Origin of the sequence: Micromonospora sp. FIMYZ51 (genome assembly GCF_038246755.1) — a bacterium.
GTDB lineage: Bacteria > Actinomycetota > Actinomycetes > Mycobacteriales > Micromonosporaceae > Micromonospora.
In genome coordinates this window covers 4,494,304-4,517,703 of record NZ_CP134706.1, presented here as the reverse complement: position 1 = coordinate 4,517,703, position 23,400 = coordinate 4,494,304, and the positions used below count along the sequence as shown (strand labels likewise).

Below are 23,400 nucleotides of genomic sequence, written 5' to 3'. Positions count from 1 at the left end.
GTTCCTCCGTGGTGTGGTCAGCGGGTGTGTCCGGATTGTCGCGGGCCGCGCTGCTGCGGCGCGCGGCGTGCCGCGACGCGGGAGAAGGCGGCAGCGACCTGTTCGAGGTACCGACTTTCCGTGGTCAGGCTGGCGTCACCGACGTTGCGCTGCGGCAGCACCACCGGTGCCGCGCCGGTGCCGTCGGAGCGCCACCGCTGCAACCCGGTCACCAGCGCGACGGCGTCGACGTGTGCCTGGGCCTGTTCGCCGTGTAGGCCGCTGCGCCGGGCGTCCTCCTGGGCGGCGTCGACGGCCTGCGGGTCGCTGTACGGCTGGAGCAGCAGTTGGGCGTCGCGGATCTCGATCACGCGCCGGTAGAGGCGGAGGTCCATCGTCCAGGATGAGGAGTCGGTGGCGGCGTCCGGCTGCGTCAGCCTGACCTCGGGCACCGCTGCGGACAGCGCCCGCCACAGTGGGGTGAGCCGCCGGTAGGACCGGTACTGCCGCAGCAGCCGCCACGGCACCAGCGCGCGTGGCCCCCAGATCGGAAGCGTGGTTCCGAGGGCGATCAGGATGCCGCCGAACGCCGCCAGGAACGTGGAGATGGCCGACTCGTCACCGGGCAGCTCCCGATCCGACCAGGCCGACACGATAAGTGCCATCTTGTAGCCGGTGTGCAGGGCGTAGACGACCCCGCCGGTGGCGACCATCCGCAGGCCGGTACGCAGCATCGGCGCCACGTGTCGTGAGTACCGGATGGACAGGTGGATCAGGTCGACCACCGCCGCCGCCAGGCAGCTGAGGTAGAGCAGCTGATAGATCGCGATCGGGGTGGAGGTCGCGTACCGCTCGACGAAGTTGGTGACGTTCTCCGTGCGTGCGGTGGTCAGCAGCACCGTCATGGTGACCGCGACCAGGCTGAGCAGGATCAGTCGCCGCCGGACCCGCTGCCGGGCCACCGGTGGCGGGTGCACCAGGTGCAGCATCATGACCTGGATGGCGCCGGCGGAGGTGAGGGTGAGCAGGTTGCCCAGGAGACGCCCGCTGTTGGGTACGCGCAGGAACTCGCTGATGAGCACGGTGTGCGGCGGTGCGAGGACCAGGAAGGCCGTGCCGAAGGCCAGCAGCCCGAGACACATGGCCTTCGGAGCGGGCGCGTCCGGCTGCCGGCGTACCGTCCGGAGCTTCAGCAGGGCGGCCACCAGCGAGATCAACCCGGCGGTGACCATGATGGCTCGTTGCACGTCTCAGCTCACCCCTCGAAGGTGGACAGCAGCCGGTCCAGTTCGGCGCCGAGTTGCTGGCTGGCCGGTGCGGCGGGGCGGGGTCGCTTGTCCGCCACCTTCCTCATGATCAGTGTCGCGATCAGCTCGGCCTCCTGCTCGTCCCGGTCGGAGTACGAGCCGCGACCCAGAAACCGGGTCACCAGCGCCGGGTCGAGATTCGGTGCGAGCAGCGCGGCGAGGTCGGCACCGAGGCTGCCGCCGCCCCGGTGATCGCAGAGCATGTGTCCCAACTCGTGCAGCACCGTGTGTTCCTCGAGCAACGGGGTGGTGCGCGCGTAACCGATCACGTCCGCGTCGGGCAGGGCCAGCCACAGGCCGCACATCGCGCCGGCCACGTGATCGTAGGGCAGCAGGTGGATGGGGCGACCGCGCCACGTCGAGATGCGCTGGAGGAGCGTGCTGAGGATGAACGGGTCCGGTATGCCTACTTCGCGCTCGAGGCGCCGCACCTGTTCGCCACAGAAACTGTGCAGATCTCGGCCGTGCACGCTCCCCGTCTCCTCCCCGTTCGACCGCGCGCTCGGGCTGCTCCGCGTCGCATCGACCGAGTCACACTCGGACGGTGGTCCTCGACGTGCCGCAGCTGCCGTTGTCGTCGTGGTGCCGCGCGATCCTAACGACCGTGAGCAGTGGTGTCGAGGCGGAACGTGAAGGGTGGCTGGGTCGTCGTTGCCCGCAGGCGCCGGACGACGGGTCTTGCGTGGCTGAGGCGATCAGGACGGTGGTTGTTCCCGGCCCCGCTCGACCTCCTGAAGCCGGGCGACCATCTGCTCGACCACCAGGGCGCTCGCCGGGGAGAGCCCGGTGTCGGCGAGAACGGTACGCAGCGCCACCTGTTGCACCTTCATCTCCCGCAGCTGGGTGAGCATCGTGATCTGTTCCTGGACCCGTTGGGTCACCTTGTCGTCGACGAAGAAGGCCGGGTCCACCTGGAAGGCGGCAGCGAGAGCGCGGACGTGTGAGGTCCGTGGGTCGTCGGCGACGCCGCGCCGCAGCTCTCCCACATAGGCGGCGCTGATCGTGACGCCGGAAGCCGCGGACCTGCGGTTGATCTTGTCGGCGATCTCCTTGTTCGTGTAGGCGCGGCCGAACTCGTCGGCGCCCACCTCGTCCCGCGTCGGCCGGATCTTGTCGAACAGGTAGTTCAACTTGTCGGCGAGCGTGTCGAGGGACGGCGGCCCGCCCTCCCCTCGGACATCCTCGACCATCACCCACTCCTCAGCCTCGTGTCGGCGCGAGACAGCCGTGCGTGCGCGCCGCGTCCTGCGCCTGCGCGTAGGCCACCCTACCGTCGCCCCGCGCTGGGCCCGTGACCGGCCGCGCAACAGTCGTAGCGCGTCCAGCAGGCAGGATAAACGTTTGTTTGATTGAGCGGGAGTGGTGGCGCGCCGCCCGAACCGGGAATCTGCCGTTGACTGCACGTTCACGGGCGTGTGCGGGGTGCCGGATCGGGGCGTAGGGCATAAACGTTCGTGTAGCGACTTCTGATCTCCTTAAACGGACGTTGACAGGCTGTCCGGGCTGGGCCCTATGATGAGGTCGGCCCGCAGCTGGTTCTGCGGTGTCCAAGGACGACGGTGCAGGCAGGGGGCGTCCGGGCCCGTCCCGGACGCGAGCACCAGGTCGTTCAGTAACGGGGGTTCGCTGCCGCTCCGGCCGTGGGATTTGCCGGAGCGGCAGCGAGAAAAGCCGACTCGGATGCCAACCCGGACAAGAGAGCGGCGTGCCCCTGGTGAAATGCCGGTACGTCGTGCCGCAGTCTGTCTGGTGTGAGGGATAGCCGGTTGCCGCGTCGCTGGCAATGTGATCGCAGGTCTGTCCTTCGACGATGACCTCCTCGCCGCTTCGCGACAGGGGAGGGAAGAAATGACGTCACTGGAATGGTTGTCCACCCCGGTTGGCATCGATGCCGAGAACTGGGTCACCCGCGCGGGATGCCGAACGGTGCTCGCCGTGGCACACACGATCGCCAGCTGCCACCGGCTGCTCGACGTGATCGATTACGTCGAGGGGGATTCCCGGGTGCAGGTGGTCTTCACCGTGGCGCCGGACGTGTTCAACCAGCAGGTGCACCGCCACCTGGAACGGCTCGGTGCGCTGCTGGTGCCCTGGCAGCAGGCGGTCCGGGAGCGATTCGACCTCGGCGTCGCCGCCTCCTGGGGAGGGTTGCCCCAGGTGCACGCCCCCCTGTTGGTGATGGCGCACGGCGCCGGCCGCAGCAAGCGGGTGCGACCGGGACCGTACGGCGGCCCGGCACTTGCCGAGCCTGCGGTCTACGGCCTCGACCCGCAGCGGTTGATCCATGGCGGCCGGGTGCTGCCGACCGCCCTCGCGCTCTCTCATGGCCACGAACTGGAGGTGCTGCGTACCCAGTGCCCGGAGGCCCTCGAAGTCGCGACCGTCGTCGGCGATCCCTGCCTGGACCGCCTCGTCGCCAGCCTCCCGCTGCGCCGCGACTACCGACACGGCCTGGCCGTCGAGGACCATCAGGAGCTTGTCCTGGTCAGCTCCACCTGGGGCCCGGACAGTTTGTTCGGACACCGGCCCGACCTGCTGCCCATGCTGATGACCCAGCTTCCGGCCGACCGCTACCGGATAGCCGCACTGTTGCACCCGGCCGTCTGGGCCGCGCACGGACACCGCCAAATCAGAGCGTGGCTGCGGCACTGCTGCGAGGCGGGGCTACTGCTGCCCGACCCCACCCAGGACTGGCGCGCCCTGGTCGTCGCCGCCGACCACGTCATCGGTGACCACGGCTCGGTCACCGCCTACGCGGCAGCCGTCGGTCGGTCGATCCTGGTGCTGCCCGGCCGGCGGTCGGCGCCCGCCGCCGGGTCGCCCCAACACCTGGTCACCGCCACCGCCTCCCGCCTGGATCCGGACCAGGTGCTGGTACCTCAACTCGGCGCAGCCCGCGCACTCGACAAGCAGGCGGTGCTTGCCGCACTGACCGACCACCCGGGACAGGCCGGCACGCTGCTACGTCGCAGCATGTACCGCCTCCTCGGACTCACCGAGCCGGGTCGGCACCGGCGAATCGACCCCGTGCCCGTGCCGCGCCTGACCGAGGCCGTGCCGTGACACCTGCCACCGATCACCCGGCCAGCTGCGGCAGCGCCTCGGCCGGCCGAGGCGCGCGGTGATTGTTGTTGACACAGGCGCTAGCTGTCGCGGTGCTCGGCCAGCCGGGCGAAGGCCGCGGCCTCCTGATCGAGGAACCGTCGGGTCCGTCGGCCGAACAGCAGTCGCACCAGTGCGGCGCCCGGACCGGCCCAGGAGATGCCGAGCTGCAACGACACGGCGGAGCCGGCCGGGCGCAACCGGTGCGTGGCCGTGGTCCGGACCCCGGGGCTTCGGGCCACCCAGGTGAAGTCCGCCTCGGGATGCCACTCGGTGATCCGGTAGGTGGCCGCCATGAGACCCGGCTGGCGAATCCGGAAACTGCTGCCGACCGTGATCGGCCCGGGACCGTCGAGTCGCTCGATCTCGTCCACCGTGGGAAGGAACTCCGCCCAGCGGTCGAGGTCGCTGATCACCCGCCACAGCGCGGCGCGATCCGCCTCGATGAGGCGGTCGACGGTTATCGCCATGTCCCGGATGGTACGCAGATCCGCTCCTGGCCGCGCCGCTGGCCCACTCGACGGCCGGCGTCCGGACCGCCAACTCGGTAAGCAGGTGGCACCGCTGTGGTCAGCGGCGTGGCAGCGTTGTGGTCAGCGGCGTGGCAGCGTTGTCGGAGGCGGGCGCTAGCATCGCGGCGATCCGTCGACGGGAGGGGGCATCAGTGGCGTCGGGCGAGGTCATCGCGTTCGTCGACCGAGACCTGCGCGGGGCGCGGTTCAGCAACTCCACGTTGACCGGGGCGGTGATGCGCGGCGTCGATGTGGTCGGGCTGGACATCGACACCCCGTGGCTGACCGACGGCCCGCTTCTGGTCAACGGCGTCGACGTCGCGCCGCTGGTGGAGGCTGAGCTCAACCGCCGGTTCGCCGGGCGCGAGCTGCGACAGGCACCGGATCCGGCGGGCCTGCGGTCGGCGTGGGCGGCCCTGGAACGGGCCTGGGCGGCGGCAATCGACCAGGCCACAGCCATGCACCCGGAGGCCGTCGATGTCTCGGTCGACGGCGAGTGGTCGTTCGCGCAGACCCTGCGCCACCTCGCGTGCGCCACCGACGTGTGGCTCGGCAAGGCGATCCTGCGCCGGCCGCAGCCCTTCCATCCGCTCGGCCTGCCGTACGCCGAGTACGAGACGGATGGCTTCGACATGTCGATCTTCGCGACGCGGCAGCCGAGTCTGACTGAGGTGCTCGACCTGCGCGCCGACCGGCAGGCCATGGTGCGCGACTTTCTGGCAAGCGTGACGCCGGAGCAACTCGCTGAGCCCCGTGTCCACCCCTGGTCACCTGAGCAGGAGGTGTCGGTCGTGCGCTGCCTCCACGTGGTCCTGCACGAGGAGTGGGAGCACCTCCGCTTCGCGCTGCGCGACCTCAACGCGCAGGGCTCGGCGCCGACCTGACCTGAAACGCACCGAGCCAACGCAGCGGCGCGGCGCGCAGCCCGTCGAGCGTCTCATGCAGGGGCGGGATCCGGTCGTCGCCGATGATCGACGCCTCCACCGCGTACGCCGCATGCTGTATCGAGAGCAGCGCTTGCGCCAGCCGCTCGTCGTCGCCGGGCTCGATTTCCCTGATCTTCACCAGCCGATTGTGGTGGACGGATCGCCGTTTCGGCCGGACGGCTGTCAGCGGCGGGTCGCGAGGACCACGCCGGTCAGGCAGAGCGCGCCGCCGAGCAGGGCGAGTAGTGCCGGCACCTCGCCCAGCAACGTCCAGGACAGCAGGACGGTCACCGGCGGCACCAGGTAGGTCGCGGCGGTGGTCCGGCCGGCGGTCCAGCGGGACAGCACGTAACCCCAGGTGAGGAAACCGATCGCGGTCGGGAACACACCCAGGTAGAGCATGCCCAGGGTGGCCGCCGTCGGTGCGGTGGCCAGTTCGTCGAGGAGCGCCGGGGCGAAGGGCAGCAGGGCCACGGTGCCGGCCAGCGCGCCGAGCCAGGTCATGGTCGCCGCGTCCACGCGGGCCAGCAGGCGCTTCTGAAGGAGTACGCCGAAGGCGTACAGCACGGCGGAGAGCACCGCCAGCGCGACGCCCATCTCGTCGGCCTGCCCGGTGAAGCCGCTGGCGGCGATCAAAGCCACGCCCGCGAAGGCGACCGTCACCCCGACGCCGAGTCGGCGGGTGAGCCGCTCGCCGAGGACGAGCACCGCGGCCACCGCGACCAGGATCGGCGCGACCGAGACCAGCAACGCGGCAGTTCCGGCGTCGATCAGCCGCTCGGCGGCGTTGAGCGCCACGTTGTACCCGCCGAACCAGGCCACGCCCCAGAGCGCGATCAACCCCAGCGTGCGGCCCCGGGGTGCGCCCGGCCGCCGGGCCGGCGCGTCCGCCTCCGGCGTGCCGGCCCGCGATCGCCCGCCGCGACGCCGGAGGGCGGCGGTGACCGCCACGAACGCACTCAGCCCGATGGACGCCGCCAGCATGCGGCCCAGCGCCATGGTGCCGGGGGAGTAGTCGTGCCCGGCGAATCTGATGCCGACGAAGGCCGACGCCCACAGCAGCACCGTGGTGCCGGCGGCAGCCACGATCGGCCAGGATCGGGGCGGCCCGGCGGGTGGGGCAGGCGCGCGGGTCCGGGCCTCCTTGGCGGTGCCCCGGGTGGGGGCGGGGCCCCCGGCAACGGTCTCCAGGTAGGTCATGGGGTGATTCTCATCCGGGGCGACTGTTCAGTGCCAGCGACTATTTCTTTACGACAGTTAAGTGCAGCTTTATAGTTGTCGGATGCTCGACGTGCACCGCCTCCGGGTCTTCCGTTCCGTCGTGGCGTCCGGCTCTGTCCAGGCAGCTGCCGCCAACCTGGGCTACACCCCCTCGGCGGTCAGCCAGCACCTGGCGGCATTACAGCGCGAAACCGGTCTCGCCCTGCTCTCCCGGGCGGGTCGGGGCCTGCGGCCCACCGCCGCCGGACATGCCCTCGCCGCCGAGGCGGACCGGGTGCTCGCCCGCCTCGGCGAGGCCGAGGCACTGGTCGCGGACCTGCGTTCCGGTCGCACCGGCGCGCTGTCCATCGCGTACTTCGCCTCGGTCGGTGCGGCCTGGATGCCGCTCGTGGTGCGACGGATCCTCACCGATCTGCCCGGTGTGCGACTCGACCTGGAACTGCGGGAACACATCCCGGACAGCCGCGAGGAGCGTGCCGACGTCCAGGTGATGGTCGGACCCACCGGTTTCGACGCCGGCTCGGGCTTCACCGCCCACCATCTGCTCGACGACCCCTACGTCGCCGTGCTGCCCGCCGGGCACCGCTTCGCCGATCAGCAGGAGGTGGACCTTGCCGACCTCGCCGACGAACGCTGGATCGACAACGATTTTGCTCGCGGCTGGTGCCGTACCAACCTCATCGAAGCCTGCACCGCTGCGGGTTTCAGCCCGGTCTTCCAGGTCGAGGCACACGACTACCCGACCGCGCTGGCTTTCGTCGCAGCCGGCATCGGGCTCACGGTGCTGCCCGCCCTCGGCGCGGCCCGGCTGCCCGACGGCGTGACCTGCGTCCGGCTGCTCCGCCCCACGCCGATCCGGTCGATCTACATGGTGGTGCACGATGCGGTCGAGCACACCCCGGCGGTGCAGACCGCGCTCGCCGCCCTCCGTGAGGCGGCGAACACGAACCCGCAGTAGCAGCCGAGTCGGGCGGGTCAGGGCTGTCGGGTCAGGCCGACGATGGTGGCCAGTCGCGTCACGTCGGCCGCTGCCGGTCCGCGTTGGGTGATCTCGGCGAGGAGGGTACGGACGGCGGGTCGGTGGCGGATCTCGGCGGGGGCGATGCGGTCGGCGTGCAGGAGTGCTTGTCCGGCTGTGGTGGGTTCGCCGGTGTCGAGGTAAGCCCGGGCGGCGTCGATGAGGTGGGCGGCGCGGTGTTCGGGTGGTAGGCGTCGCCAGCCGTGGTGTCGGATGGCTTGTTCGTGCCGGTGGATGGCCTCGGCGATGTCGCCGAGGCGGTGGGCGGCGAGGATACGGGCCACCTGGACGGCGCTGGGCCCGAATCCGGTGTGGTGCGGGTCGGTGTGGTGGGTGGGTCGGTCGGCGAGATCTGCGGCGTAATCGAGCAGGTCGTGGGTGTTGCGGCGGTCTCCGGTGCCGGCGGCGGCGAGTCCGGCTTGCAGGAAGAGGGTGCCGCGTACGGCGTGGTCGTCTACCGCGTCCGCCACCGCGAGGGCGGCGGTGAGCGCGAGATGGTGGTGGCCGAGGGCGCGCAGGGCTTGGGCGACGGCGATGGTGGCGGTGGCGGTGAGGGTGGGGCTGTTGGCGGCGGTGGTGATGGCGCGGTCGGCGGCGAGCCGGGCGAGGTGGGGTTCGTCGAGTTTGATCAGGACGTGGGCGGTGATCCGGTAGCTGGCCACGAGCAGGCTTCGGGTGCCGTGGGTGGCGTCGAGCAGGCCGGGTAGGGCGTTGAGTAGTTGTGGGTAGCGGGCGTGTTGGTAGCTCATCCAGGCGTGGGCGACCTGTCGGCGGGCCTGGTCCGCCGTGACGGTCCGGTTCGCTTGGTGGTGGTAGCGGGCCAGGGCGGCCCGGATGGCGTCGACGCCGTCGAGTCTGGGTGCTGTTGGGGGTGGCTGGCGGGGGCCGAGGAGGATTTCGGGGTCGAGGCGCAGCACGTCGGCTATTTCCCGGATGACGGAGTAGCGGTCGAGTCGGCGTACGCCGCGTTCGATTTTGTCGACCCAGCTTTTGGATTTGCCGAGCCGGTCGGCGAAGGCTTGTTGGCTCATGCCCCGGCGGGCGCGTAGTTGGGCGACCCGCCGGCCGAGGGGCACGGAGTTGTGATCGCGCCGGTGGTTCATCGTTCCCCCTGCGCCGGCGGCATGGTGTGGGTGGCCTCTCCGCAGCGCGGACACCACCGCGACTTCACCTTGAACGCGAACAACCCGGCCAGGAACCCCAGCAGCACTCCACTGAGCATCATCACCACCACCTCAGATCCCTTCGGGAGTTGGCTTCCACACCGGGCCTCTTTGGTCCGACTACCGATGTGGGCTGTCCCTACAGGACTAAGCGTGGCGGATTGTCAGCAGACAATCAAGTGTCCATCGGACAATTTTTCCCCGGGTCACCCCTCGGCTGGAAATGCGTACACCAGCTCGTACGCCTCGGCGTCGAGCACCATCAGCGAAACCTCGACGCAGCGGTCACCTGCGTAGGCGTACCTGGTGATCTCGAAGACCAGGCTCCCCTCGCGACGCAGACCCAGCCCCTCGCGGCCGTCCACCCCATCGATCTCCTCCGGAGTGGGTGCACGGCTGATAACCCGTTCCACGAACCTCGTTGGCCCAAATCCCTGCTCGGCAAGTCGGGCGAACGTCCCGCCCGGTCCGGTGTCCGTGTGTTCGATGCGAGTTCCACGGGTCAAACCCGTAGGAAGGTAGGCGGTGGCGAGCTGGACGGAGCGTCGATCTCGCACAAACCGGCGATACCTTGACAGCACCGCCTCGCCGGGTGGTACCCCGAGCGCCTCGGCAACATGCGGTGGTGGCACGACATCACCCACCGCGACATCTACCGCCTTCGGCGGGTTTGCCGCGTCGTGCGACTGAATGGACAGCCCGCGTCCCCACTGCTTCAGCGACAATCGGCCTGGCGAGGAGCGAGGGATCCGGCCTGCCCGAACGTAGCTTCCGGAACCTCGGCGTGATTCGACCAGTCCTTCAGCGCGCAGGCGATCGATAGCCTTCTCCGCAACGCCACGTGCCACACCCTCTTCGGTTGTAGCAAGCTCACGTAGCGTAGGGAGCTTCGCGCCAGCCTCGTAGCCCTTGACACCCTCTCTGATCCTGCGCCTGAGTTCGGCGGCGAAGGTTTCGGCGCTGTGCTTCTTCGTCGGGTCGCTCGCGTTGTCCACTGGATCTCCAACTGTCGTCTGACAGAAGGCTACTTGTGGCTCGGTTGCGACGTGGGTCAGGTCTTAGGGTCAAGCAAATCCCTACATATTATCCCATGTCACCCCGATTGTCTACAGACAATTTGTCTACGGGGGCGATGGTCGTCGGGACGCTGATTTCAGGCTGAAATCACGCCAGTTCAGGATGTGCTGCTGGCCGGGCAACCCCGGCGTGCGGCCGATGCCGGACCCTCCGTAGCGATGGCGGGAAAATAGTCCGGCAAGTTCTTGCCGGCGATGTCGAAGACCGGTGGTTGGCTCCGTCCCAGGGGTGCGAGTGACCAGAATGGGTCGCACCAGCACCGAGGAGAAAACGATGGCCAAGTACCTGCTGCTCAAGCACTACCGGGGCGCTCCGGCTGCGGCGAACGACGTGCCGATGGAGAAGTGGACGCCGGAGGAGATCTCGGCGCACGTGCAGTACATGCACGACTTCGCGACCCGGCTGGAGGAGAGCGGGGAGTTCGTCGACGCTCAGGCGCTCGCCCCCGAAGGGACGTTCGTCCGGTACGACGGCGCGGGACAACCGCCGGTCACCGACGGCCCGTTCGCCGAGACCAAGGATCTCATCGCCGGCTGGATGGTGATCGACGTGGACAGCTACGAGCGCGCCGTCGAACTGGCCGGGGAACTGTCGGCCGCGCCCGGGGCGGGCGGGAAGCCGATCCACGAGTGGATCGAGCTGCGTCCCTTCCTGGCCGCGCCGCCCACCATCACCGAGTGACCGACCCGATGAACGAGGCCCTGCTCCGCAGCCTCACCCCGAGCGTGCTCGGTGTCCTCGTCCGCCGCGGCGCCGACTTCGCGGCGGCCGAGGACGCCGTACAGGACGCCCTGGTCGAGGCGGTCCGGTCCTGGCCGGCCGACCCGCCACGGGACCCGAAGGGCTGGCTCATCGCGGTGGCCTGGCGCAGGTTCCTCGACGCGGCCCGGGCGGACGCGGCCCGTCGTCGGCGGGAGGATCTCGTCGACGAACAGCCGCCAGCCGGGCCCGTGCCCGAGGTGGACGACACGCTCCAGCTCTACTTCCGCTGCGCCCACCCGTCGCTCACCCCGTCCTCCGCGGTCGCGCTCACGTTGCGTGCCGTCGGCGGGCTGACCACCCGGCAGATCGCCCAGGCATACCTGGTGCCCGAGGCCACCATGGCGCAGCGCATCAGCCGGGCCAAGCGCACCGTCACCGGCGTACGGTTCGACCAGCCCGGCGACGTCGCCACCGTGCTGCGGATTCTCTACCTGGTCTTCAACGAGGGCTACTCCGGTGACGTCGACCTCGCCGCCGAGGCCATCCGGCTCACCCGGCAACTCGCCGCCGCGATCGACCACCCGGAGGTGGCGGGATTGCTCGCCCTCATGCTGCTGCACCACGCCCGGCGGGCCAGCCGGACCGCGCCCGACGGCAGCCTGGTGCCGCTCGCCGCGCAGGACCGTGGCCGCTGGGACACCAGGTTGATCGCCGAGGGGGTGCAGATTCTCCAGGCGGCCCTCGCCCGCGACCGGCTGGGCGAGTTCCAGGCCCAGGCCGCGATCGCGGCACTGCACGCCGACGCGCAGCGGGCCGAGGAGACCGACTGGGTGCAGATCGTCGAGTGGTACGACGAACTCGTCAGCCGTACCGACAGCCCGGTCGTCCGGCTCAACCGCGCGGTGGCCGTCGGCGAGGCCGACGGGACGCGCGCCGGGCTGGCGGCGCTCGCGGCGCTTGACGACACGTTGCCGCGCTACGCGGCGGTGGCGGCGTACCTGCACGAGCGTGATGGTGACCTGACGACGGCGGCGCAACTGTACGCCGAGGCGGCCGGCAAGGCAGCCAACCTCGCCGAACGCGACCACCTGACGCGCCAGGCCGCCCGGGTCAACGCCCGCCGGGCCCGCTGACGGGTCGGGCCTGCGGCGTCGACAGTCGCGGGTCAGTCCTTCTCGATCTCGGCGGCGACGTCGCTCAACGCGATCCGGTTCGGCAGACCGGTCTTGACGATGAGGCTGGAGACGTGCCGCTCCACGGTACGCGGCGACAGGTGCAGCCGTTCGGCGATCTCGCGGTTGCTCAACCGGCCGGTGAGCAGCCGCAGCACCTCCAACTCGCGTACGGTGACGCCGACCGCCCGCAGCGTGGACGGAATCTCCCCGGCGCCCTGCCGCCGCTGGGCCACCCGCGCGCCCGCCTGGCGCAGCAGCGTACGGCAGGCGTGGGCGACAGGTGCGACGTTCGCCTGGTGGAAGTAGTCCTCGGCGGCCCGCAGCCACTCCACCGGGCTGCCCCAGCCGTCGGCGAGCGCCGATTCGGCGACCAGTCGTAGGGCGAGATGCCGCCCCATCGCGTAGAGGGAGGCGACCTGGATCGCCTCGACCATGGTGGCGGTGGCGGCCTCGTGCCGGCCGGCGCGGCCGAGCAGCACCGCCCGCGCGAAGAGGGCGAACTGCCGATCCCAGCGCAGTTGGCTCGCGGGAGTGGCGGTGATCTCCTCGTACTCCGCCCAACTGACCTCGTCGGCCATGGCCCGCAGCAGCAGATCGAGGCCGAGACGCCCGCTCAGGTGGAACACGGTCGGGCTGGTCTCCTCCGCCCGGACCGCCAGCGACAACTCGGCAAGCGCCTGCGGGCGGTCCTCCTCCAGCAGTGCACAGAACGCACCGGCGAGGCCGTGCACCCGCTGAACGTGCAGGCTCTCGTCGCCGCCCCAGCGCTGGAACTCGGTGAACGCGTCCCGCATCTGCGTCCGCTGACCCCGGTGCGCGGCGAGCACCGCCCGCAGCAGCAGCGTGTACTGGGTGGTCTCCATCAGCTTCAGGCGGGTCGTCGCGGTGAGCACCTGGTCGATCAGGTCCTGCGCCTGGTCGTACGCCCCCCGCATGATCAGGTGCAGCGCGATGCTCGCCTCGGCCTGCTGACGGGCGGTCACCGCGCCGGCCTGTCGGGCCCGTTCCCGGGCCTGTTCGAGCCGGTCCAGCGCGCCGTGCAGCAACGCGTCGTCGTTGCCGAGCCGGATCAGCGAGTGGACCTCCCAGATCGGTAGGTCGTGTTCGGCCGCGATCGACCGGGCCCGCTCCAGGCAGCGGGTCGCTTCGGCCGGGTCGCGGTGTCGGACCAGCGCACCGAGCAGCTGCCACGCCTGGCAGGCCACCACCGGCAGGGGCACCGCCGCGCCGACCGTGGCGGCCCGCCGGGTCAGCGTCTCGGCGACCTCCAACTGGTCCTTGCCGGGGGTGTCCAGGGCCAGGTGCGCGGCAACGATGTCGATCGGCGCCTCGTCCTCTGGGGCTGGCGTCGGACCGAGCAGCTCGCGGGCGATCCGCACCTGGCCCAGCGCGTCGGTCAACTGCCCGGCCACCATCGCGGTCCAGGCGAGTCGGGTGTGCAGCCGGGCCCGCCGTCGGGCGGGCAGGACGCCGACCTGTTCCGGGCTGTTGACCAGGTCCAGGGCCCGCCCGACCAGCCCGGCCTCGGCGAGCGCCTGGAACAGCGTGTCCAGGGTGTCCGCCCGGGCCTCGGCCGACGACCCGGCCTGCAACTCCCACGCCTGGTCGAGCAGGGCGACAGCCGAGGTGGCGGCACCCTGGGCCAGCGCCCGCCGGCCGGCCTCGGCGAAAAGTTGACCAGCCGACAACGTGTCACCGGCGTCCAGGCGCAGCGCGGCCGAGATCTGGCACCACTCGCCGGGCAGCTCGGGATGGACCTTCGCCACCGCGTCGGCCACGCTGCGGGCCAACTCCTGCCGCTCGACCGAGCCGATCAGGGCCAGCAGCGACTCCTGGGTGACCCGGTGCCGGAAGGCGTACCAGTCGGTCAACTGGTCGTCCGGCGTCACCAGCTGGGCGACGAGCTCACCGTTGAGATGATTGAGCAGGTCACGGTCGGTGAGGCCGGTGGCCGCCTGCACCACGGTCACCGGAAAACGCTGCCCGATCAGGGCGCCGCAGGAGAGCAGCTGACGGGCCGGTGGGGCCAGCTTCTCGATCCGGTGAGCCATGCTGCGGGTGAACGCCGCCGGCAGTGCGGCGGGCGGCTGCGAGGCCAGCTGCCATCCCTGCGCACCCCGCCTGAGCAGACCGTCCTCCACCATGGAGGCGAGGATCTCCTCGATGAGGAACGGGTTGCCGCCACTGCCGCCCCAGAGCAGCTCGGTCGCGGCTGACGGCAGCTCCTCGGCCGGCACGTTCAGGCAGGCCCCGGCCAGTTCACGCAGGTCGTCCGGGTCGAGCCGGTCCAGCGTCAGCAGGGTGCACCGACCCCGACGGGCCGCCGCGCGGGCGACCTCCAGCGCCGGGGAGTCGTCCGCCCGGATGGTGCCGAGCAACAGCGTGGACTGTTGGTCGAGGTTGTCGATGAGGTATTCGACAACCATCAGCGTCTCGGCATCGGCATCCTGGAGATCGTCCAGGACCATCAGGCTGCCGCGGTCCTGGCCGGCGTGTGCGGTGAGCCGGAGTACGGCCTCGGCGAGGATCACCACCGACCCGTTCTCCTGGTCGGGCAGGGTCACGGTGCCCCAGTCGGGCACCAGCCGCCCGAGTACCGGACCGTACGGGCCGAGCGCGGCGACGTCCACGGTGGCGGACCGCAGCAGGGAGAGCACCGCCTCGGTGAGTGGTCGCAGCGGTACCCCGGTGCAGAGCGTGCTGCCCCGCCCCCGTAACAGGCTCATCTCGGCGGAGTAGGCCAGCTCGACCGCCGCCGCGGCCAGCCGCGACTTGCCGATGCCGGCCTCTCCGACGACGAAGACCGCTCCGCCGCGGCCAGCGCGGGCAGAATCGAGCAGGCCGTGCAACACGCCGAGTTCCGCATCGCGACCTACCATGATGCGGGATCGGCACTGCACGGCGGTAACGATAGCGAGGCGGCCCGTGTGTTGGCCATGGTCGACAGTGGACCCGATCAGGCGGATTTCCACCGCGATCGGACGGACCGCCGCGCTGAGTGGACGGTTTTCGCCGTTACATCTCGAACGTGGGGCAGCAGGTGATCACCGGTGCGGCGGACACGTCGGCGCCACCTCCGGCGTCCCCGGCGATCAGCTGCCCCACCAGCAGACCCACCGGAACGGCGAGACCGGCCAGCGCCGCCGTACGTAGCCCGAAGGCGACCAGCGGGCTGGTCCGCGGCTCCCCGACCGGGTGCGCGTCGGGGGTGCCGTCAATACGGGTGAGGTCGGCGGCGAGCTCGTCAGACATGTTCGTTCTCCTCAATCGGGTGGGTTGGTGCACGGTCAGCGGATTCGGCTGACCGCGGGTCGGGTTCCAACAGCAGCGCGGACGGTATCCGCGCGGGCAGGCCGAAGCGCAGCAGCCCGTAGCCGATGCCGGAGAGCCCGGTCAGCAAGCCTGGGGTGAGCACCCCGTCGGGCGTACCGCAGTAGCGGGTCTGCCATTGCAGCACGTCCAGGATCAGGGTCGCCCGGCGACGTAGCGCGGCGGCTGCCGCCGGCCCGGCCGGCCCGGCGGCCAGCGCGGTGAGCGCCTCGCCGATGCCCGCCTCGCCGTGGCAGAGGCTGAGGTCGCGCGACGGTGGCCGGTCGGCCAGCCGGCGGACCAGTTCCGCCGGCGCGGGCGGGTCCAGGGGGGAGGTTTCGCCGCGATCCCGGGCTGCGTCGTACCGGCCGGCGAGCGCGAGGGCCAGGCCCGAACTGCCGGCGCACCACCCGGCAGAGTCAGCCGGGGGCCGTACGGCGTGCCGCAGCGCCACCCGCGCGGCGTCGGCGTGCCGGGTGGTACCTGCGCCGGTGTCGGCGTACCGATGCAGGGCGTACGCGATGCCGGCCGTGCCGGCCGCGAAGCCGGTCGGGCGCTGCGGAGTGTCGAAACCGTCCACCGCCTCGGCCAACCGGTCGGCACAGCTGTCGGCCAACGCCGCCGCCCGGTCATGGCCCAGCCCGGCGTGGATCGAGGACATCGCGGCCAGGCAGCCGGCCCGGCCGGTGGCCCAGTCGTCGGCGGCGGTGTCGGCGGCGGCCACCTCGGCCAACTCCACCGCCTGGTCGACCCACCGCCCGATCGCGGGGTCGTCGAGCAGGACGCCGAGCCGGGCCAGGCCGTAGGCCACCCCGGCCAGGCCGTGCAGGCCGCCGCAGCCGATCGCGGTGACCAGCTCCGGCCGTGCCGAGAGCAGGTCGAGCAGCCGGGGCGTGGCGGTGATCGCCCGGCGGGCCACCTCGCCGTACCGGTTCACGCCGGTGACCTGGGCGAGTTGGCCGAGGAAGAGGGCGACGCCGAGGTACCCGTTGGCCAGGCTGGCGCCCATCGGCAGCAGCAGCCACTGCCGGTCGTCGACCAGCTCCAGGCCGAGCCAGTTCACTCGATGCCGGCCCGGCGCACCCCGGGCCACGAGCTGGTCGGCGATCGCGCACGCCGCCGCGACCAGTCGTTCGGTGGGAGCCGCCGTGCCGTGCCACGGTCCGGGCAGCGCAGCGGCGTCCCGGTGCCCGCCGACCGGCCGGCGGGTGGCCAGGCTGGCCAAGATGATCCACTCCTGGTCCTGCCGGTCGGCCTCGCCGAACCGGGCAATCTGCTCCAGCGCGGCCTGCACACCGCTGCGGTGCAGCGGCATCGTGGTCGGCTCGCCGTCGGCCCACATGGTCAGGTCCCCGGCTCGGGCGTGGAAGTAGGGCACGTCGCCGCGCCACAGCGCGGCAAGCTCATGACCCGCGAGGGCCGAAGCGTCGGCGAGCTGTCCCTGGCCGAAAAGCTGCGTGAGGAAGCGGTCCCGGTCCAGGCCGTCGTGCAGCAGATCCGGGTGGGTGGACTCGTCGAGCAGCATCCGGTACGTCCAGGTGGGCCGGACGACCAGCCGCACCGTCATCGCCGAGGACCCCTCGACCAGCCGACCGAACTCGGCGCGGTGTGCCTCGATGGCGTCGTAGCCGAGCCGGAAACCGGCAAGCATCGACTCCGCGTGGTCCTCCGGATCGACCACCCGGTCACCGAGCCGGGGCCGGTTCGACGCCCCGTCGAAGGTGCCCGCGCGGCGTACCAGACGCATCCGGTCGGTGCCCGGGTCGGCCCAGTCGACCTGGCTGGCCGGGCTCTGCCGGCCCTGGTCGCCGCCGGAACCGGAGAGGTCCATGATGCCCTGCTCGCCGACGACGATCATCGGCAGCAGCGAGGTTCGCTGCACCGAGGCGGCGAGCAGGTCACTGGCCGGGTCGCCACTGTCGGTCGGGGTCTCCCAGCGCGGCCGGAACAGTGTCTCGACGTCGATGACCACCGGGTCCTCGCCGCTGGCGATCAGGTTGTCGTAGTGCAGGTCCGTGGTGTTCAGCGCGTGCGCGAGGGCGAGCAGCGCGCCCTGTCGCCGGTAGAAGCGGTCCGCGCCGTCCGGGCCGGTCAGTGGCGCGACCGTGACGAACTCGGTCCACCCGTACTCGGGGCGGACCAGGCAGGCGGCCGTACGCAGACCCACCTCGGGAACCGTCCGGTTCAGCCAGTCGACGAAGGCGCTCAGCCGGGTGTCGTGGGTCAGGTCGCGGGGCTTGTAGACAAGTCGCCGACCGTCGGCGAACCGGAGGATGGCGGTGCTCCGACCGGCGCGATGCGGGTCACCCTGGTTGTCCTCGACCGCCACCAGCGGGCCGGGGTCGGTGCCGTCCAGCAGGGTCCGCACCAACTCGGCCCGGTCGGCGGCGTACCGGCCGACCAGCTCCAGCCGAGCCTCGGTGGCGTACACCGTGGCCTGGCCGAGCATCCGGGCCAGCACCGGGCGGTCGGCGAAGAGCGCGGCCAGCCCCGCCGGGTCGGCCAGCCGGCGGACGAAGTCGGCGAACCGGGCGCGGCTGTCGACGCCGGTGAGCTGCCCGGCCGCCCGCTGGCGGTGCAGCTCCGCGACGAAGGTGCGAACGGCGAGCGTGGTCAGCTGCCGTTGCAGGGTGCCGCCCAGCTCGGTCTCCAACGCGGCCAGGTCGACCTGTGCGGCGGCGGGCAGCAGCCGGGTGTCGCGGCGGAAGCAGGTCGTCGCGTGGTCGATCAGCGGGCGCAACGGCAGGGCGAACGCGGCCCGCCAGTCCGTCGGCACCGGCACCGATGTGGGCAGCGGCCCGGCGGTGCGGACCGCCCACTCGACCGGCTCCACCCAGCACGGCGGGTCGAGCCGTGCGCCGTCGACCGGGTCGGTGCCGGCGGCCACCCGCTCGTGCCGTGCCAGGCCGCGCGCCCACCAGCCCCGGGGGAGCCGCGGTGGCTGCCCTGGAACTCGGCTGTGTGGGCCGTCGGCCCTCGTGCTGTTCACCGCTTAGAGGTTGCCAAGCGACACCGACGAATTCATGCGTGGGATCCACCCAAATTCTCGCCATCCCGGCTGGTCGGGCGGTCAGTCACGGCCTGACCTGCGGGTTCGTCACGGCGGGTGCCGGCTTGCCGGTGTCGGTACCCGGGAAGGCGCCCCGGCGTCGGATGTCGGTGCCCCGGTGCCAACCCGCGTGCTCGGGCGGGGCAACTTGGGTGTCGCGTACACATGCGCCGGTGTGCGCTGGTGGCCGAATCTCCGACCAGTTCGATGCGACGGATCGGAGCGACTGTGGACTTCTGCGTACTGGGGCCGGTGCGCGCCTGGCGCAACGGTGCCGAGATCCCGCTGGACGGTGCCAAGCAGCGCACGGTCCTGGCCGCGCTGCTGCTCGCCCGGGGGCGCACCGTCGCCGACACCCAACTCTGTCAGCTGCTCTGGGACGAGCACCCGCCCGCGACTTTCGCCGCCCAGCTCTACAACTACGTCTCCCGGCTGCGCAAGTACCTCGGCGCCGAGGTGGAGATCCTGCGGCAATGGTCCGGGTACGTGCTGCGGTTGGGGGAGAGCAAACTCGACATCGAGGAGTTCGAGCGACTGGCCGCGCTGGGCCGGGACGCGCTGCGTGCTGGCCAACCCGAGCAGGCCGCCCGCTGCCTGCATGAGGCTTTGGGGCTGTGGCGCGGCACGACGCTTGCGAACGTCACCGACCACCTGGTCGAGGCGGAGGCGCACCGGATGGCCGAGGCGCGGATGGCGGCCCTGGAGGACCGCATCAAGGCCGACCTGATGCTGGGGCGGCAGGCCGGGCTGGTGCCCGAACTGACCGACCTGGTCGCCGCGCAGCCATTGCACGAGCAGCTACGTGGCCTGCTGATGACCGCCCTGCTGCGCTGCGACCGGCAGGCCGACGCGCTGGCCGTCTATCACGAGGGCCGGCGTGCGCTCGCCGACGAACTGGGTGTCGACCCGGGGCCGGCGCTTACCGAGGCGTACCGGACGGTGCTGGCCCGGCCCGGCCCGCCCGTCGCCGAGGTGGCGGCCCGGGGCGAGTCGGGCTGGCGGGACGTACGCCCGGCGATGCTTCCCCCCGGCGCGCAGGACTTCTGCGGCCGACAGGCGGAGCTGCGGGAGGTGGCCGCGTTGCTCGCCGGGCCGGCACCCTCCGCGCCACCGCGAACACTGCTCACCGGGATGGCCGGGGTGGGCAAGACGGCGCTGGCGCTGCGGGCCGCGCACCTGTCCCGGGACGAGTTCCCGGACGGGCAGCTCTACGTCGACCTGGGCGGCACCCGGGGCAACGCCATCGACCCGGGCGACGTGCTGGGCTGGTTCCTGCGCAGCCTGGGCAACGCCGAGCAGGCCATTCCGCGACGGCTCGACGAACGCGAGTGCCTCTACCGCAGCCAGCTGGCCGGTCGCCGGGTGCTCGTGGTGCTCGACAACGCCGCCAGCTACCCGCAGGTCCGGCCGCTGTTGCCCGGCGACCCGTCGTGCCGGGTGATCCTGACCTGCCGGGGCCGCCTCTCCGAGCTGCCCGGCGCCACCCGGGTCGAGGTGGACATCCTTGAGCCGGCGCAGGCGTTGGAGCTGTTCGCCACGATCGTCGGTGCGCGTCGGGTGACCGCCGAACTCGCCGCCGCGCACCGGATCGTGCAGTTGTGCGGACGGTTGTCGATCGGCCTGCGGGTGGCCGCCGCCCGGCTCATCGCCCGCCCGCACTGGTCCCTGCACTACCTCGCGCAGCGGCTGGCCGACGAGCGGTTCCGCCTGAACGAGCTGCGGCTGGGAACGTTGGACGTCCGGGCCCGCCTCGACGGCAGCTACCAGGAACTGGCGGCCGAGAGCCAGGTGGCGTTGCGCCGGCTGGCCCTGCTGGAGACGGCCGAGTTCCCGATCGGCGCCGCCGCCCGGGTGCTCGGCGTGCCGCACCGGGTGGGGGAAGAGGTGGCCGAGAGCCTGGTCGACGCCCGGCTGCTGGAGATCGCCGGTTCGGACGGCGCACGGCGGCAGCGGCACCGCTTCCACGACCTGGTACGGGTCTTCGCCCGGGAGAAGGCCGACCCGGTGGATCGCCGGACGATAGCCGGCCGCTTCCCGCTCTCGGCGCTGTCCCGCGTGCCGGCCTGAGGGTGCTGTCGCGTGGTGCCCGCTTGAGGGGGTGCTGTCGCGTGGTGCCCGCCTGAGGGGGTGCTGTCGCGTGGTGCCAGCTGAGGGGTGCTGCCGCGTGCCCGCCTGCGGGTCGCGGGTGTGGTCGGCGGTATGGAGAAGATATAGCCGGCACCGGCACGGTCAGCTGGTGAGCAGCCTGATCCCGCCCGAGTGCGCGACCACCGCGCGGATCGACCTGACCGAGGGCACCGGCGACGAGATCGTCGCGCGGGTGCGCCCCGGCCGCAACGATCCGGTCTTCGCCGGGCACTATCCCGGCTTCCCCCTGCTGCCGGGCGTGTACATCGTGGAGTACGTGCACCGCACCGTGCTCGCGGGCATGCCGGCAGCGGTCCTCACCGAACTGGTGTCCTGCCGGTTTCTCCAGACGGTCGACCTCGACGACGAGCTGGTCATCACCGTTCGCCGCGACGGCGGGTTGCGCCGGGGCACGGTCACCGTGGCCGGCGGTCCGGCCGCCGAGGTGGTGCTGCGCTATCAGAACGGAGGCGAGTGATGCTCGACGGCGACGATATCCGGCGGCTCATCCCGCACCGGCCGCCGATGCTGCTTGTCGACCGGGTCAGCGAGCTGGTGCCCCGGCGTCGGCTGGTGGGCAGCTACACGGTCACCGGGACCCGGCCGCTGCCCGCCGTGCTGTTGCTGGAGTCGTGGGGGCAGGCCGCGTTGGTGCTGATCCGGCACGACCGGCCGATGCCCGACGTGCTGACCGGAGGGGTGCCGGTCGCCGGCGCCTTCGAGGAGATCAGCTTCGGCCGGCCGGTGCGCCCCGGCGAGACGGTCGAGCACCGGGTGGAGCTGATCCGGCTGATCGCCGACACCGGCTTCGTACGGGGCGAGAGCGTGGTCGGGTCCGAGGTGGTCATGCGGGTCGGTCGCCTGGTCGGCGCGGTACGTCCGGCCGCCGCGCTGCGCCCGGCCGCCCGGCCGGGGCAACCGAGGTGAAGGAGTCGACAGATGAGTGAGAGCCGACGACCGGTCGCGCTGGTCAGCGGAGGATCCCGGGGCATCGGTCGGGCCGTGGTCCGGCAACTTGCCGCAGACGGGTACGACGTGGCCTTCTGCTACCAGAGCAGTAAGCAGGCCGCCGAGAAGGTGGCCGCGGAGGCGGCCGAGGTCGGTGCCCGGGTGCTGGCCCGCCAGGTGGACGTCGCCGACCCGGCCCGGGTACGCGACTTCGTCACCGGCGTGGAGCAGGACCTGGGCGAGGTGGCCGCCGTGGTGACGGTTGCCGGGATCATCCGGGACCGGCCGGTGGCGATGATGGCCGACGAGGACTGGCGATCGGTGATCGACGTCAACCTCGGCGGCGTCTACCACGTGTGCCGGGCGGCGATCCGCCGGATGATGCGGCGGCGCGGCGGGGCCATCGTGACGGTCTCCTCGGTGGCCGGCATCACCGGTAGCCCCGGCCAGACCAACTACTCGGCGTCCAAGGCCGGCATCATCGGCTTCACCAAGGCCCTGGCGAAGGAGGTTGGCCCGTACGGGATCCGGGTCAACGCGGTGGCGCCCGGGTTCATCGAGACCGACATGCTCAGTGACCTGCCGGCCGGGCTGACCGAGGGCGTCGGGCAGCGGACCGCCCTCGGCCGGCTCGGCCAGCCGGAGGAGATCGCCCCGGTGGTGACGTTCCTGCTGTCGGGGCGGGCCTCCTACCTGACCGGTCAGGTGGTCACGGTTGACGGTGGTCTGACGTTCTGAGCCGCTGCGCGGCGAGCCGGTTCCGCATGATCTCCAGGCGGAGCCGGCTCGCCCGCGTCCGGGCCCGGTGCGCGGTGATCCGCGGATAGAGCGTGCCGAGCAGCCGGGAGAACAGGTCGACCCGCCGGGCGTCCGCCCCGATGATGATCTTCATCCGATTGCGCCGGATCCCGTGCAGGATGAGCCGGGCGGCCCGCTCCGCCGAGGTCGCCGCCTCCTGGGCGAATCGCTCCCGGACCCCCTCGTAGCCCAGCCCTCGACCGGTGCGTGCGCTGCTGAAGATGTCGGTGCGCACGTTGCCCGGGTAGACGCAGCTGACCGTCACCGGCACCGCGCCGACCCGCATCTCCTGCCACACCGCCTCGGTGAAGCCGCGGACGGCGAACTTGGCCGCGTTGTACGCGGACTGCGCCGGCGCGGTGGTCAGCCCGTACATGCTGGAGATGTTCACCAGGTGCCCCCGGGACGTGACGAGCAGCGGCAGAAACGCCCGGGTGCCGTGCACCACGCCCCAGAAGTCGACGTCGAGCACCCAGCGCATGTCCTCGTACCTGGCTTCGATGACCGAGGCCAGCAGGTTGACCCCGGCGTTGTTGATCACCAGGTCGGCACCGCCGAAGTCGGCGCGAACCGATTGGGCGTGGGCCTGCACCGCGGCCTGGTCGGTCACGTCCAGCCGGTAGGTGCGCACCTCGGCACCCCGTTGCGCGCAACTCGCCGCGGTCTTGGCCAGGCCGTCCGCTGCCGCGTCGGAGAGGGCCAGCCGGGCACCCTGGGCGGCCAGCTCGACCGCCAGCGCCCGACCGATCCCCGAACCGGCTCCCGTGACGACGGCAACCTTGCCCCGGAAATCCTTCATTCACGCACCCCTTCGATCGGGCGGGCCGTCCCATGCCGACACGGCTCCCGCCGAACCATCGCGAAACGGGCTATCTCTTTTCCATACCGGAGGCGATGTAGAGAAGTTATGAGGACGCCGTCGAACACTCCCTCCAGACGGTGTCACCAGGACGCCGACCGGCGTGGGGCGGAGGGAGCGATGGCACA

22 protein-coding genes are annotated in these 23,400 nt (G+C 71.6%); 9 read left to right on the top strand and 13 right to left on the bottom strand.

Going from position 1 to position 23,400, the window contains the following annotated elements; genetic code table 11:
• Positions 1 to 17 precede the first annotated feature (17 nt).
• The 3 genes from QQG74_RS20370 to QQG74_RS20360 all read right to left on the bottom strand — a co-directional run bounded on the left by QQG74_RS20370 (position 18) and on the right by QQG74_RS20360 (position 2,476).
• Complete coding sequence (locus QQG74_RS20370; RefSeq protein ID WP_341716361.1) at positions 18 to 1,226, bottom strand: MAB_1171c family putative transporter; 1,209 nt, start codon at positions 1,224 to 1,226, stop codon at positions 18 to 20.
• 8 nt (positions 1,227 to 1,234) lie between these two features.
• The gene (locus QQG74_RS20365) at positions 1,235 to 1,717 is read right to left on the bottom strand and encodes a hypothetical protein (RefSeq protein ID WP_341716360.1); all 483 of its coding nucleotides are present in this window, start codon (positions 1,715 to 1,717) and stop codon (positions 1,235 to 1,237) included.
• 264 nt (positions 1,718 to 1,981) lie between these two features.
• A complete protein-coding gene (locus tag QQG74_RS20360) occupies positions 1,982 to 2,476 on the bottom strand; it encodes a hypothetical protein (RefSeq protein ID WP_341716359.1) in 495 nt (164 codons plus the stop codon).
• A gap of 658 nt (positions 2,477 to 3,134) precedes the next feature.
• Between QQG74_RS20360 and QQG74_RS20355 the strand changes: the two genes are divergently transcribed.
• On the top strand, positions 3,135 to 4,349 hold the full coding sequence (locus tag QQG74_RS20355; RefSeq protein ID WP_341716358.1) for a hypothetical protein: 1,215 nt from the start codon (positions 3,135 to 3,137) through the stop codon (positions 4,347 to 4,349).
• An 80-nt stretch (positions 4,350 to 4,429) separates the two neighbouring features.
• Here the strand turns inward: QQG74_RS20355 and QQG74_RS20350 are convergent, their stop codons facing one another.
• Positions 4,430 to 4,858 carry an SRPBCC family protein gene (locus QQG74_RS20350; RefSeq protein WP_341716357.1) on the bottom strand — a complete coding sequence of 143 codons (429 nt, stop codon included), beginning with the start codon at positions 4,856 to 4,858 and terminating at the stop codon, positions 4,430 to 4,432.
• A gap of 194 nt (positions 4,859 to 5,052) precedes the next feature.
• Here QQG74_RS20350 and QQG74_RS20345 point away from each other — a divergent pair, with 194 nt between their 5' ends.
• Positions 5,053 to 5,784: a DinB family protein gene (locus tag QQG74_RS20345; protein WP_341716356.1), complete on the top strand. Its 732-nt coding sequence runs from the start codon at positions 5,053 to 5,055 to the stop codon at positions 5,782 to 5,784.
• Here QQG74_RS20345 and QQG74_RS20340 read toward each other — a convergent pair.
• On the bottom strand, positions 5,756 to 5,965 hold the full coding sequence (locus QQG74_RS20340; protein WP_341716355.1) for a hypothetical protein: 210 nt from the start codon (positions 5,963 to 5,965) through the stop codon (positions 5,756 to 5,758). The two genes, QQG74_RS20345 and QQG74_RS20340, sit on opposite strands and share 29 nt — an antisense overlap.
• A 44-nt stretch (positions 5,966 to 6,009) precedes the next feature.
• Positions 6,010 to 7,026, bottom strand: a complete 1,017-nt coding sequence (locus tag QQG74_RS20335) for an EamA family transporter (RefSeq protein ID WP_341716354.1) — start codon at positions 7,024 to 7,026, stop codon at positions 6,010 to 6,012.
• An 82-nt stretch (positions 7,027 to 7,108) separates the two neighbouring features.
• Between QQG74_RS20335 and QQG74_RS20330 the strand changes: the two genes are divergently transcribed.
• Positions 7,109 to 8,005 carry a LysR family transcriptional regulator gene (locus QQG74_RS20330; protein ID WP_341716353.1) on the top strand — a complete coding sequence of 299 codons (897 nt, stop codon included), beginning with the start codon at positions 7,109 to 7,111 and terminating at the stop codon, positions 8,003 to 8,005.
• Positions 8,006 to 8,022: 17 nt separating this feature from the next.
• On the opposite strand, the gene QQG74_RS20325 is transcribed toward QQG74_RS20330, so the two are convergent.
• The 3 genes from QQG74_RS20325 to QQG74_RS20315 all read right to left on the bottom strand — a co-directional run bounded on the left by QQG74_RS20325 (position 8,023) and on the right by QQG74_RS20315 (position 10,223).
• Positions 8,023 to 9,168: a helix-turn-helix transcriptional regulator gene (locus QQG74_RS20325; protein WP_341716352.1), complete on the bottom strand. Its 1,146-nt coding sequence runs from the start codon at positions 9,166 to 9,168 to the stop codon at positions 8,023 to 8,025.
• Positions 9,165 to 9,290 carry a hypothetical protein gene (locus QQG74_RS20320; protein ID WP_341716351.1) on the bottom strand — a complete coding sequence of 42 codons (126 nt, stop codon included), beginning with the start codon at positions 9,288 to 9,290 and terminating at the stop codon, positions 9,165 to 9,167. The genes QQG74_RS20325 and QQG74_RS20320 overlap by 4 nt, the downstream gene beginning before the upstream one ends.
• A 144-nt stretch (positions 9,291 to 9,434) precedes the next feature.
• The gene (locus tag QQG74_RS20315; RefSeq protein WP_341716350.1) at positions 9,435 to 10,223 is read right to left on the bottom strand and encodes a GntR family transcriptional regulator; all 789 of its coding nucleotides are present in this window, start codon (positions 10,221 to 10,223) and stop codon (positions 9,435 to 9,437) included.
• Between the two features lie 355 nt (positions 10,224 to 10,578).
• Here QQG74_RS20315 and QQG74_RS20310 point away from each other — a divergent pair, with 355 nt between their 5' ends.
• Positions 10,579 to 10,986, top strand: a complete 408-nt coding sequence (locus QQG74_RS20310) for a YciI family protein (protein ID WP_341716349.1) — start codon at positions 10,579 to 10,581, stop codon at positions 10,984 to 10,986.
• Between the two features lie 8 nt (positions 10,987 to 10,994).
• Positions 10,995 to 12,140: a DUF6596 domain-containing protein gene (locus tag QQG74_RS20305; RefSeq protein WP_341721297.1), complete on the top strand. Its 1,146-nt coding sequence runs from the start codon at positions 10,995 to 10,997 to the stop codon at positions 12,138 to 12,140.
• Positions 12,141 to 12,172: 32 nt separating this feature from the next.
• Here the strand turns inward: QQG74_RS20305 and QQG74_RS20300 are convergent, their stop codons facing one another.
• The 3 genes from QQG74_RS20300 to QQG74_RS20290 all read right to left on the bottom strand — a co-directional run bounded on the left by QQG74_RS20300 (position 12,173) and on the right by QQG74_RS20290 (position 18,480).
• On the bottom strand, positions 12,173 to 15,082 hold the full coding sequence (locus QQG74_RS20300; RefSeq protein WP_341716348.1) for an AAA family ATPase: 2,910 nt from the start codon (positions 15,080 to 15,082) through the stop codon (positions 12,173 to 12,175).
• Positions 15,083 to 15,197: 115 nt separating this feature from the next.
• Positions 15,198 to 15,434 carry a hypothetical protein gene (locus QQG74_RS20295; RefSeq protein ID WP_341716347.1) on the bottom strand — a complete coding sequence of 79 codons (237 nt, stop codon included), beginning with the start codon at positions 15,432 to 15,434 and terminating at the stop codon, positions 15,198 to 15,200.
• On the bottom strand, positions 15,427 to 18,480 hold the full coding sequence (locus QQG74_RS20290; RefSeq protein WP_341716346.1) for a type 2 lanthipeptide synthetase LanM family protein: 3,054 nt from the start codon (positions 18,478 to 18,480) through the stop codon (positions 15,427 to 15,429). The genes QQG74_RS20295 and QQG74_RS20290 overlap by 8 nt, the downstream gene beginning before the upstream one ends.
• A gap of 267 nt (positions 18,481 to 18,747) precedes the next feature.
• Between QQG74_RS20290 and QQG74_RS20285 the strand changes: the two genes are divergently transcribed.
• The 4 genes from QQG74_RS20285 to fabG all read left to right on the top strand — a co-directional run bounded on the left by QQG74_RS20285 (position 18,748) and on the right by fabG (position 22,353).
• A complete protein-coding gene (locus QQG74_RS20285; protein ID WP_341716345.1) occupies positions 18,748 to 20,607 on the top strand; it encodes a BTAD domain-containing putative transcriptional regulator in 1,860 nt (619 codons plus the stop codon).
• Positions 20,608 to 20,776: 169 nt separating this feature from the next.
• A complete protein-coding gene (locus QQG74_RS20280; RefSeq protein ID WP_341716344.1) occupies positions 20,777 to 21,145 on the top strand; it encodes a hypothetical protein in 369 nt (122 codons plus the stop codon).
• On the top strand, positions 21,145 to 21,594 hold the full coding sequence (locus QQG74_RS20275; protein ID WP_341716343.1) for a beta-hydroxyacyl-ACP dehydratase: 450 nt from the start codon (positions 21,145 to 21,147) through the stop codon (positions 21,592 to 21,594). Before QQG74_RS20280 ends, QQG74_RS20275 begins: the two co-directional genes overlap by 1 nt.
• 12 nt (positions 21,595 to 21,606) lie before the next feature.
• Positions 21,607 to 22,353: a 3-oxoacyl-ACP reductase FabG gene (gene fabG, locus QQG74_RS20270; protein ID WP_341716342.1), complete on the top strand. Its 747-nt coding sequence runs from the start codon at positions 21,607 to 21,609 to the stop codon at positions 22,351 to 22,353.
• On the opposite strand, the gene QQG74_RS20265 is transcribed toward fabG, so the two are convergent.
• The gene (locus QQG74_RS20265; protein ID WP_341716341.1) at positions 22,325 to 23,212 is read right to left on the bottom strand and encodes an SDR family NAD(P)-dependent oxidoreductase; all 888 of its coding nucleotides are present in this window, start codon (positions 23,210 to 23,212) and stop codon (positions 22,325 to 22,327) included. The two genes, fabG and QQG74_RS20265, sit on opposite strands and share 29 nt — an antisense overlap.
• Positions 23,213 to 23,400: the final 188 nt, after the last annotated feature.